The following is a 10,765-nucleotide window of genomic DNA, read 5'->3' on the forward strand; positions in this document are numbered from 1 at the left end:
AGCTCGGCGCCCGCTCGGTCGAGCCGCGCGCCGGCGACGATCCCGACGCCATCCTGTCGCGCGCCGAGGCCGCGGTGTCGACCGGTCAGCTGCAACAGGCGCTGGACGAGTTGGCGGCGCTGCCGGATGCGGCGAAACCCGCCCTGGCCGATTGGATCGATTCCGCCCAGCGCCGGATCGCCGCCAAACAGGCCGCGACCGCCCTGATGCAAAGCCAGTCCAGCAAGTGAAGGACGCATGATGCTCTGGTCCCTGATCAAGATACTTTTCTTCGTCGCGCTTGTCGCGGTTCTGACCTATGGCGCCGGACTGCTGATGGAGACCACCGGCGGCGTCCGGGTCACCTTTGCCGGCACCGAATATACACTGGGCCCGCTGCAATCGGTGATCGCGGCGCTGCTGCTGCTGGTGACCGTCTGGCTGGTGCTGAAACTGCTGTCGCTGGCGGTTGCCTTCCTGCGCTTCCTGAATGGCGATGAAACCGCGGTGTCGCGCTATTTCGACCGCGGCCGCGAGGCGCGCGGCTACAAGGCGCTGGCCGATGGCATGATGGCGCTGGCCTCGGGCGAGGGGCGGCTGGCGATGTCCAAGGCGGCCAAGGCGGAACGCTATCTGCGCAAGCCGGAACTGACCAACCTGCTGACCGCCCAGGCGGCCGAGATGGCCGGGGATACCCGCAAGGCGACCGAGACCTATAAAAAGCTGATCACCAATGACAGCACCCGCTTTGTCGGCGTGCGCGGGATCCTCAAGCAGAAGCTGGCCGAGGGCGACCGCGAAACCGCCCGCAAGCTGGCCGAGAAGGCAATTGCGCTGAAACCCAAACACGAGGAAACCCAGGATGTGCTGCTCAAGCTGCAGGCGCAGGCGCGCGACTGGGCCGGGGCACGCAGCACCCTGGGCGCCAAGCTGAAATCCGGCAGCCTGCCACGCGATGTCTATTCCCGCCGCGAGGCGGTTCTGGCGCTGTCCGAGGCCCGCGAGGTGATCGAGGACGACGTCAGCCTCGAGGCGCGCGAGAAGGCGATCACGGCCAACCGGCTGTCTCCCGACCTGGTGCCGGCGGCGGCGCTGGCGGCGCGCTCCTATGTTGCCAAGGGCAAGCCGCGCAATGCCACCCGCATCCTGCGCAAGGCCTGGGAGGCCCAGCCGCATCCCGACCTGGCCGCCGCCTTTGCCGCCATCGTACCCGACGAAACCCCGCAGGAGCGGCTGAAACGCTTCCAGACGCTGACCAAGATCCATCCCGACCACCCGGAAACCCGGCTGCTGCTGGCCGAGCTCAACATCGTGGCCGAGGATTTCCCCGAAGCCCGCCGCGCGCTGGGCGAACTGGCGCAATCCGAGGCCGCCGATGCCCGCGCCCTGACCCTAATGGCCGCGATCGAACGCGGCGAGGGCGCCTCGGACAACGTGATCAAGGGCTGGCTGGCCCGCGCACTGAACGCGCCGCGCGGCCCGCAATGGGTCTGCGACAATTGCCACCACCGCCACGGCGAATGGCAGCCGGTCTGCGACAATTGCGAAAGCTTCGACACGCTCAGCTGGACCACCCCGCCGCGCGCCGAGATCACCAGCGCCACCGGCGCCCATATGCTGCCGCTGATCGTCGGCGCCACCGACGAGCCGCCGGCGGCCGATCTGCCCGAGAGCGACATCATCGACGTGCCGACCGAGTCCGAGGAGCCCGCACCCCAACCCGCCGAGGAATCGCCCGACCCAAGCAAGCCTGCGGTAAATTAGCCCTTTCCAGCGCCGCGCCCCGATGCTAAGAGCCCGCCGCACCGGGCCGCTGTAGCTCAGCTGGTAGAGCACGTCATTCGTAATGATGGGGTCGGGGGTTCGAGTCCCTTCAGCGGCACCACTTAAAATGGACCAGTACCATTTTTCAGCATGCCAGGCCCTGCCTGACGGCCTCGATCCACCGTTGCGCTTCCTAGGGATCGAAAAGGGGAATCGGCGGCCGATATTTGCGGTTGAAGAACGCGCTGCGATTTTCTGAACACTGCGGTCCACGACGCGGCGTCCAGAGGGGGCGTGTCTTTCCGGGAGTCGCGCAAAGACCCGCCCGTGCCAAGCCGTTCCGCAGGAACTCGCGCGGCGGTTGGAACATGTGCCGATTTGAGTTTCTGCACTGGCCCCGTCTGCACAAGGACCTATCGGCAAACTCATCTTTCCAAGAGCGGCATCAAAAGCGAAAACAGTTCTGCCTGCGACGTGATCTTGCAGCGCTTGTAAAGCTGTTTGCGAAAGACTTTGACCGTCTGAGGACTGATATTCAGCGTCAGGGCGACGGATTCCGAGGAATGGCCCTGCAGGATCAGGATGGCCACTTCGGCCTGTCGATTGCTCAACTTGATGTCGTGGATATCCTCCAAGGCCATTTTGAGCTGAGTTGAAAGCGCGGCCTCTTGGCTGGGCCGCGCCGTCTTGGGGAACTGCAGCTCAAAATGGCGCGACAGCAGCGCCAAGAGGACGCCCTCGTACTGGCGCAGGCGACGTTCGGATTTCGCGGAGAACCTGGTGTGGGATGTCGTCGAGGTTCCGATTGAAACGGTGGCGGTCATTTGCTTGCCAATCGGACAAAACAGCGTGATCTCATCCGAAATTCCGAGGTCGCCATAATACCACTCGTAATATTTGCTTCGGGTGAAATTGTCCGGGGAAATCTCCAGCAACCTGTAGCTTCCGGGCTTTGCGCCATCCAAGTGGTACCGATAAAAGGGATCGAGCTGAAAGGCCGCCGACAGGTAATCTTCCTCCAGCCTTCGGAAGACGTTTGACCCGCGATAGTCCTTGTAAACAACCACCGGCGAAGCGGGGCCGGTCCAGATCATGGAAATGACGTTGTCATAGTCGATGATCGCCCGCACCGCCGCGGCGAAGAGGCCGTGAAACGTGTTTGCGCCAAGCGATCGGATTGCCCCTTCTAGCGCTGCCTCAAGTGAATCGGTGGTCATTTTATACCCCTCCAGGGGTACTTTTTGGTCCGGTTTACCCCGCTGAGGGTATATACCACTCGTTTCATGATATTGTACATGAAAACTATCAATAGAGGGGTACGCACCGAATGCACCTGTGGTGCAAAATCAGGAAACCCGAATGAAGGTCGATGTTGATCACGGCGCCATGAAGGTGGTTGGGTTTACGACCCCGTGGATCACGCGGCCGTCGGGAGCGATCCAGCTGCATCTGTCTACCTCCGCGCCCGTCACCGGCATCAGCGTGTCGCGCATAGACCTCGATGAACCGCGAAAGACCACCTGGCCCGTGCAGGTTCTGAGCGCGCCGGCGGTCCACCGCCAATTCGAACAAGGCTCGTACGTTACCATCGCCGCGCAGGAGCTCGAAAAAATCGGCGATGTAGAGGAGCTGTTTTTCGAGCTGTTTTTGACGCGCAATCCCGACCGACGCGTTGTCTTGGCGACCGGGGACCTGTCGCTTGAACTGGTAAATGGCGCGCTCTGCGCGTTCCTATCGAAACAAGAAGTCGCCCGGTCGGAACCGCTTCCCCAGAAGACCTGGCTGCTGTTTCGCCTGTCCAAAACGGCACAGGGCTTACGTGTCGATGTGACCTCGACCGACGAGTTCGCGCCTCAGCAGCTCTCGATGTCGGTTTGCGCGTCGGCCGGCGGCGGGTTTGGCAAAGATATCACTCTGCTCAGCAACCGCGATGCCCAAACCAAAACCTTGAATGCCAAGATCGGGCGAATTGCACTGAAAGGGACGTTGTTGGAAGCGCAATGGCGTTTTCCAACCCTGCATACCACCAAACCCATCGCCTCGATCGGGACCGATCGGCCGGTTTTTCTGCAACTCGTCAACGCTCCAACCTTTTGTACACTGTCTCGGCGTTGGGACGGGTCCAGCATGGATCCCAAGGTTGTGCCCGCCCATTATGACGCCGTCCATTTCCACGACGATGACATGGCGCCCCTGGATTGGCCCGCATCCTATGGTGTCATGGTTCCATCAGATGCACCGGCTGGGGTCTATTCTTTCGACGTAGAGACAGCGAATTCGACAGAACAGATTGTCTTTTTCGTTTCCAGCCACTCTGTGCAGGCGCCGTTATTGGTGGTGCTGCCCACCGCAACCTACCTGGCATACGCCGACGAATACCTGCCCCGGCACCTCTATCCGCACAAATGCGAGGATAGGGGCCACAGTTTTGCATTTCACAACAATCTGCGTTCGCTCTATGACTACCATTCCGACGCGAGTGGCGTCTCGCTTGTGTCTTACAAGAAGCCGAAGGTCACAATCAGAGCCGACTACAACTACCCGCTCTGCGGCTGTCCGCACAACCTGCCCGTCGATCTTCATTTTCTCCGGTTTCTTCACCGAGAAGGTGTGAAATTCGACCTCATCACGGACCACGATCTCGACGAACGAGGCTTCGGCGCGCTCGAAGGGTATCAAGGCGTTCTGACTGGCAGTCACCCGGAATACGTCACCGACAAAATGGAGGCTGCGGTCCGGCGCTATATCGCGACCGGCGGGAGCCTCGCCTATCTCGGCGGCAACGGATTTGCTGGTGGCGTGGCCTTGAAAGACGGATATATGGAACTGCGCCGGTCCGCACTGGAAGCCGGTCGCACGTGGGACGGGCCTGTTGGGGAACTTGCGCTTGCGCTCACCAACGAACTCGGCGGCTTATTGCGGCATCGGGGCCGCGGCGAATTTAGTCTCGTTGGCAAGGCCATTTCGCTCATGGGGTTCGACGGGGCGCGTCCCTATGAACGTACACCCGCAAGCTACGACGAAGACGTCTCATGGATCTTCGAGGGGGTGCGCGATACTTGCTTCGGCGACACCGGGATCGTGTTGGGCGGGGCTGCAGGCTATGAGGTGGACGCAACGGACCCGCATCTTGGCACGTCGCCCGATACAATCGTGGTGGCACGGGCAACCGGATTTCCCGAGTCATTCTTTCATGACCCGACGCGTTGGTACGAGGGTGGTGAAGCGGAAGAAATGCAGCGGCGCTGCGCCGAGATGACCATTCGCCAACTGCCCAACGGCGCAAAGATCTTCACCACCGGTTCGGTCGCGTGGCTCGGCGCGTTGCCTGAAGCCGGCGAGATGAACGATGTCGGCAGGCTGACCCTCAATGTCATCAACAGATTCACGATTTCTCAGAAACGAGAAAACCGTCGAGCGACGGACCCGCAAACCGCACTCTAGCAACAGGGAAGAACGATGTTAAAACACCTTACGATCGCCGCTGCCATCGCCGCAGCATCCGCCTCATCCGCGATGGCCGAACAGGTCAAGCTTGGCCTGCAGCCATGGCTTGGCTACGGACCGCTTTGGGTTGCCGAAGAAAAAGGTTTCTTCGACAAACATGGCGTTGACGTTGAACTGAGCAATTTCAACTGGGATCAGGACATGCTGGCCGCTTTGGCGAGCGGTAACCTTCATGTCATCGCCGGTGCAACGAACGGCGTGATCACCAGCTACAATCAAGGCGTCGACCAACGTGGCTTCATGATCATGGACCTTGCCTTTGAGGCAGACGCGATCATCGCGGGCAACGATATCAATTCCATTTCCGATCTGGCCGGGAAGAAGATTGCGTTTGAAAGCGGGACCACCAGCGACCTGCTGTTGAACTATGCCCTGCGCGAAAACGGCATGAGCATCTCCGATATCGAACACGTCCCGATGGGCGCGTCGGAGGCCGGGCTCGCTTTGGTCTCGGGCCGCGTGGATGTGGCCGTCTCCTACGAGCCGTATATTTCGGCCGCGCTGGCCAAAAGCGACTCGAACAAGGTGCTCTACACGGCGGCAGAAAAGCCCGGCCTGATCAGCGACCTGCTCACCGCACGTTCCGACTGGATCGAAGCAAATCCTGACGTCGTGCGTGGGCTGATTTTGGCCTGGGACGATGCGGTGACGTTCATCCGCGAGAACCCCGAAGAAGGCCAGGCGATGATTGCAGACGCAGTTGGAGCCAAGCGGGATTATTTCGCGCCCGCCTGGGCCGGCGTGCGCCTCTACAACATCGAAGAGATGATCGAATTCTACAACGGCGGCTTCCAGGAGACCGTCACGGAAATCGGCGAGATCCTGAAAGAGGCAAAGCCCGAAGAGATCACCAAAGTGCCGACGGCCGACGATATCTTGATGTTGGATGTCCTTCTGAGCATGCAGAACTGAGCTCATAGAAAAATGGCGTTGCCGCAGGCTGTGGCAACGCCCCATGAACGATAGGCCAACACGTGACATCAGATCGAAAAAAGAAGAAGCGGCCCGGACTCTTGCGTCTCAGGCAGGATATTCCGGCAAACATTTACACTTTTTCCGGAATCCTGGTGCCGGTTCTTCTGGTCGCAATGTGGTGGGGCGTGACGGTCTCTGGCTATGTCGAGCCGCTCTTTCTCCCTGGTCCGGTAGACGTCATCGCCGAAGGCTGGCGGCAGTTGCGCGAGGGCATCCTCATACAGGACGCATCTGTGAGCTTCTACCGGATCATGGTGGGGTGGCTCGCTGCGACGGCGGTGGCCCTTCCTGTCGGTATCCTGATGGGCAATTTTCGCATCATCGAAGGCTCTCTGGAGCCTCTGATCTCAACGATGCGGTACATGCCGGTTGTTGCCTTGATCCCGTTGTCCATCCTGTGGGCCGGGATCGGTGACATGCAAAAGATTCTCATTCTGTTCCTGGGCACGTTCTTCCAGCAGGTCCTTATGATCATGGACAATGTGAAGAATATCGACATCAACCTCATCCGTGCCGGTCAGACCCTGGGATTCAACAACCGTGAAATTCTGCGGCGGATCGTTCTTCCCGCGGCGTCGCCGGGAATATGGGATACCTTCCGGATCACCATTGGCTGGACATGGACATATCTGGTGGTTGCCGAACTCGTAGCGGCGAGTGAAGGGCTGGGTCGGCGTATCATGGATGCGCAACGCTATCTGGCGACCGATACGATCCTTTTCGGGACACTTTTCATCGGCCTGCTCGGTTTGCTCACTGACTACGCCTTCAAAAAGTCCGGCAAGAAACTGTTCAAGTGGAAGAGTGACAAGCGATGACCCAGGCAAAGGTAGTAATTGACGGGGTCGGCAAGATATTTGGTTCGGGCGATGAGGCAATCGAAGCGATCCGACGTATCGACTTGTCGGTGCAAGAGAACGAATTCGTCTCAATCGTTGGGACCTCCGGTTGTGGCAAATCCACGCTGTTGAACATGATTGGGGGCCTGGATGAGCCCACCGGCGGAGAGATCCTCATCGACGGAGAGCCGGTCGAGGGTCCCGGACGGAACCGGGGGTTTGTCTTTCAGAGCTATAGTCTTTTTGAGTGGATGACCGTCCGCGCCAACATCCGTTTTGCCTTGGAAAAGAGCGCTCTTGCTGCCGCCGAAAAAGACGAGCTTGTCTCGCACTTTATCCAGGCGGTTGGCTTGACTGGATTTGAAAACACCTATCCCAAGCAGCTTTCCGGCGGCATGAAGCAGCGGGTCGCGATCGCGCGGTCGCTTGTCTACAAGCCCTCGATTCTTCTGATGGACGAGCCTTTTGGCGCCCTCGATGCGCAGACCCGGGGGATGATGCAGGAATTGCTGTTGAAGGTCTGGGAAGATCACAAAGTCACAGTGCTTTTTGTTACCCACGACGTGGATGAAGCCATTTTCCTTGCTGACCGAGTGGTGGTTTTGGGCAGCCGGCCCGGCCTGGTGAAACGCGAGATCCAGATCGAACTTGAGCGCCCAAGGAATTTCGAGATCGTCACCGACAGCCAATTCTCTGAATATAAACGGGAAATCCTGACCGACATTCGAGAAGAGACGCTTAAGGTGATGCACATGGAACAGATGGCTGCAACCTAGCGGTTGCGCCCCACACAGTCATGAGCACGCAATGACGGATAAACCTGAAACGGTCCGGCCGACGGCTATTCACGACCTGAACGCCCTTGCCAAAGCTGAGGTGGATCAGCTGCTCGTAAGAACCGAGCAGGACCTGGGCCCCTTTCTGGAGCTTGTTGAACCGATCATCGCCGCGGTGAAAACTGATGGCGATCAGGCACTGGTGCTTTTTGCGGACAAGTTCGACGGAGCGCAGATCGGACTCGGCGAGATCGCGGTATCCGAAAGCGAGTTTCAGGAAGCTGAAAACAGCCTGCCCGTCGATCTGATCGAGACATTGCACTACGCCGCTGACAATATTCGCCGGTTTCACGAAGAGCAGATGCCCGGCGAGATGTGGACAAAAGAAATCCGTCCGGGTGTTCTCGTCGGAGAGCGACATACACCTGTGGAAAGCGCGGCGCTTTACTCTCCACGCGGCAAAGGCTCGTTTCCTTCCGTGACCCTGATGACGGCCATCCCTGCAATTGTCGCAGGCGTGAAAAATCCCATCATTGTCACGCCGACCGGGCCAGATGGAAAAGTCGATGCCGGAACGCTGGTAGCCGCCAAAATTGCCGGGGTCGATCAAGTCTTCAAGGCAGGCGGGGCCGTGGCCGTGGCAGCGGCGGCCTTCGGTACCGCAACGGTGCCGAAATGCCATGTGATCGAAGGACCTGGCAGCCCTTGGGTCGTGGCGGCAAAGCGCCTGTTAAGTGGCACCATCGCGTCAAGCGTGCGGGCCGGACCGACCGAAAGTATGCTGTTTTGCGATGAAACCGCCGACCCTTACCTGGTGGCACTCGACACGCTGATCGAGGCAGAGCACGGGCCGGATAGTTCCGTATTTACGGTGGTGCCCACCCCTGAATTCGCTGCCAGGGTTGCTCAGGAAATCGAGCATCTCTATCAGCATATGTCGATTCAACGCGCGGAGTTTGCACGCACCGTTCTTGGTGGAGCAAACGGTGGGATCGTCATCGCGCGAGATCTTCGGCAAGGCTATAATTTCGTCAATGCCTATGCGCCCGAACATCTTCAGGTCATGTCAAAGCATCCCTTTGAGCACCTTGCCCATATCACCGAAGCGTCTGAAATTCTGCTGGGCGAGTGCGCGCCAAGTTCGATTGCGAACTATGTCATGGGACCTAATGCGGTGTTGCCGACTTCTGGCGCCGCCAAATTCGGCTCACCGCTTGGCGTCCACGCCTTTCTGAAAAGCGCGTCGATTGCGCATGTGTCCCAAAGCGGCTTTCACGAGATGGCACCCCATACCGAGCGTTTCGCGCGCTATGAAGGCTTTGATGCGCATGCCAACGCAGTGTCGAGCTTGCGGCGCGCCGGACAGTGCTAGTCAGCAAAGCGCCCGGAGCGTGCCGTGGCGATTTGCACCGCCGATCCATGGGTGTTGCACGACGAAACCGCCGGTCTGGCGGGCAGGGAGGATTAACGTTTTGTTAACCATAAAGGACGGTCTGTTGCATTCGAGGATTGCGCCGCGCCGCCGGATCGGCAAGACTTGACTATGACCAAGCTATTGCTGCCGACGTCCCGGTCCCTGCCCATCGTGCTGTTGCGCGCGCGGGAACGGCTGATGGGTCCAATTCGCGGTCTGCTCTCCGATCTCGGTCTGACCGAACAGCAATGGCGCGTCTTGCGGGTGCTGGACGAGGGCGGGCCGATGGAGCCTACGCGAATCTCGGAACAGGCCTGCCTGCTGCTGCCCAGCCTCACCCGCATCCTGCAGAAGCTGGAGGAAAAGACGCTGATCCGGCGGCAACAGGACAAGTCCGACCGCCGGCGCCAGATCGTGCAGATCAGCCCGCGCGGTGCGCGGCTGATCGCCGACAATATGGAGCGCAACCAGGCGGTGCTGGACGCGGTGCGCGACCAGATGGGAGCCGAGCGGTATGACCTGCTGCTTGACCTGCTGAACGAGCTGGACGGCCTGCCGGTCAAGTCGTGACCGCCTGCGCGCCGCTCCGCGCAGCGCTGCCGCGCCGGATTGCCCGGCGCGGATGATACGCTAGACTGCGGCAAACCGGGGCAAGAGCAGGGCACCACCATGAGATTGACGCGCAGAACCGCCGTTCTGGGATTGGCCGCGACGGCGTTATCCGCCTGTATGCCGGGCGCGGCCCCGGCGCCGGGGGCAACCTTTCGCCCGGCGCCCAACCCGGCTTTCGACGCCTGGGTTGCCGGCTTCCGGGCGCGGGCATTGGCGCGCGGGATCACCCCCGCCACCTTCGACGCGGCCTTTCGCGGTGTCGGCTATTTGCCCGCCGTGGTCGAGCGCGACCGCAACCAGACCGAATCGACGCGCACGCTCGAGGATTATCTCGCCATCGCCGCCTCGGACGAGCGGGTGAGCAAGGGCCGCGCCGCGCTGGCCCGGCACCAGGCGACGCTGGATGCCGTCGCCGGGCGCTATGGGGTGCCCGCCCATGTGGTGACCGCGGTCTGGGGGCTGGAAAGTTTCTATGGCGAGCGGCGCGGCGCGGTGCCGGTGATCTCGGCCACCGCGACCCTGGCCTTTGACGGGCGGCGCGGCGCCTTTTTCGAGGATCAGCTGATCGCGGCGCTGCGCATCCTGCAGAATGGAGACATCACGCCGGCACGGATGACCGGCAGCTGGGCCGGGGCAATGGGCCATACCCAGTTCATCCCGACCTCCTATATTGCCTATGCGGTGGATTTCGACGGTGACGGGCGGCGCGACATCTGGTCGGACAACCCGGTGGATGCGCTGGCCTCTGCCGCCTCGTACCTGGCCCGCTCGGGCTGGGTGCGCGGGCAGCCCTGGGGCATCGAAGTGGTGCTGCCCGAGGGCTTTGACCTGGCCAGCGCCGCGCGTGGCAACCGGCGCAGCGTTGCCTCCTGGGCGGCGCTGGGGGTGGTGCCGGCCGA

At 60.8% G+C, this 10,765-nt stretch carries 10 protein-coding genes and 1 tRNA gene; 10 read left to right on the top strand and 1 reads right to left on the bottom strand.

Annotated elements, in window-relative coordinates; all coding sequences use genetic code 11:
- The 3 genes from CVM52_RS20205 to CVM52_RS20215 form a co-directional block, all read left to right on the top strand.
- A partial coding sequence (locus CVM52_RS20205; protein ID WP_240621012.1) for a mitofilin family membrane protein occupies positions 1-230 on the top strand: 230 nt, incomplete at its 5' end.
- A gap of 10 nt (positions 231-240) precedes the next feature.
- Positions 241-1,743 carry a heme biosynthesis protein HemY gene (locus CVM52_RS20210; RefSeq protein ID WP_100164232.1) on the top strand — a complete coding sequence of 501 codons (1,503 nt, stop codon included), beginning with the start codon at positions 241-243 and terminating at the stop codon, positions 1,741-1,743.
- Between the two features lie 45 nt (positions 1,744-1,788).
- Positions 1,789-1,864: transfer RNA gene (locus tag CVM52_RS20215), tRNA-Thr, on the top strand.
- Between the two features lie 304 nt (positions 1,865-2,168).
- Here the strand turns inward: CVM52_RS20215 and CVM52_RS20220 are convergent.
- Entirely contained in the window at positions 2,169-2,960 is a 792-nt protein-coding gene (locus tag CVM52_RS20220; protein WP_100164226.1) for a helix-turn-helix transcriptional regulator, read from the bottom strand.
- 142 nt (positions 2,961-3,102) lie between these two features.
- On the opposite strand from CVM52_RS20220, the gene CVM52_RS20225 reads away from it, so the two are divergent.
- The 7 genes from CVM52_RS20225 to CVM52_RS20255 all read left to right on the top strand — a co-directional run.
- Entirely contained in the window at positions 3,103-5,187 is a 2,085-nt protein-coding gene (locus CVM52_RS20225) for a N,N-dimethylformamidase beta subunit family domain-containing protein (protein WP_205964998.1), read from the top strand.
- A gap of 15 nt (positions 5,188-5,202) precedes the next feature.
- Entirely contained in the window at positions 5,203-6,162 is a 960-nt protein-coding gene (locus CVM52_RS20230; RefSeq protein ID WP_100164227.1) for an ABC transporter substrate-binding protein, read from the top strand.
- A 62-nt stretch (positions 6,163-6,224) separates the two neighbouring features.
- The gene (locus tag CVM52_RS20235; protein WP_240621013.1) at positions 6,225-7,043 is read left to right on the top strand and encodes an ABC transporter permease; all 819 of its coding nucleotides are present in this window, start codon (positions 6,225-6,227) and stop codon (positions 7,041-7,043) included.
- A complete protein-coding gene (locus CVM52_RS20240; protein ID WP_100164229.1) occupies positions 7,040-7,840 on the top strand; it encodes an ABC transporter ATP-binding protein in 801 nt (266 codons plus the stop codon). The genes CVM52_RS20235 and CVM52_RS20240 overlap by 4 nt, the downstream gene beginning before the upstream one ends.
- A 31-nt stretch (positions 7,841-7,871) precedes the next feature.
- Entirely contained in the window at positions 7,872-9,212 is a 1,341-nt protein-coding gene (hisD, locus tag CVM52_RS20245) for a histidinol dehydrogenase (protein ID WP_100164230.1), read from the top strand.
- A gap of 171 nt (positions 9,213-9,383) precedes the next feature.
- A complete protein-coding gene (hpaR, locus tag CVM52_RS20250; protein WP_100164231.1) occupies positions 9,384-9,824 on the top strand; it encodes a homoprotocatechuate degradation operon regulator HpaR in 441 nt (146 codons plus the stop codon).
- Positions 9,825-9,923: 99 nt separating this feature from the next.
- The coding region (locus tag CVM52_RS20255) for a lytic murein transglycosylase (protein ID WP_100164233.1) at positions 9,924-10,765 on the top strand (842 nt) is incomplete at its 3' end.

Source organism: Pseudooceanicola lipolyticus (assembly GCF_002786325.1).
Taxonomy (GTDB): domain Bacteria; phylum Pseudomonadota; class Alphaproteobacteria; order Rhodobacterales; family Rhodobacteraceae; genus Pseudooceanicola_C; species Pseudooceanicola_C lipolyticus.

What these genes read in the sequence shown, in the direction of transcription:
- CVM52_RS20210 (WP_100164232.1), top strand. Translation starts at nt 241, where the DNA reads ATGCTCTGGTCCCTGATCAAGATACTTTTCTTCGTCGCGCTTGTCGCG.
- CVM52_RS20220 (WP_100164226.1), bottom strand. Translation starts at nt 2,960, where the DNA reads ATGACCACCGATTCACTTGAGGCAGCGCTAGAAGGGGCAATCCGATCG.
- hisD (WP_100164230.1), top strand. Translation starts at nt 7,872, where the DNA reads ATGACGGATAAACCTGAAACGGTCCGGCCGACGGCTATTCACGACCTG.
- CVM52_RS20225 (WP_205964998.1), top strand. Translation starts at nt 3,103, where the DNA reads ATGAAGGTCGATGTTGATCACGGCGCCATGAAGGTGGTTGGGTTTACG.
- hpaR (WP_100164231.1), top strand. Translation starts at nt 9,384, where the DNA reads ATGACCAAGCTATTGCTGCCGACGTCCCGGTCCCTGCCCATCGTGCTG.
- CVM52_RS20240 (WP_100164229.1), top strand. Translation starts at nt 7,040, where the DNA reads ATGACCCAGGCAAAGGTAGTAATTGACGGGGTCGGCAAGATATTTGGT.
- CVM52_RS20230 (WP_100164227.1), top strand. Translation starts at nt 5,203, where the DNA reads ATGTTAAAACACCTTACGATCGCCGCTGCCATCGCCGCAGCATCCGCC.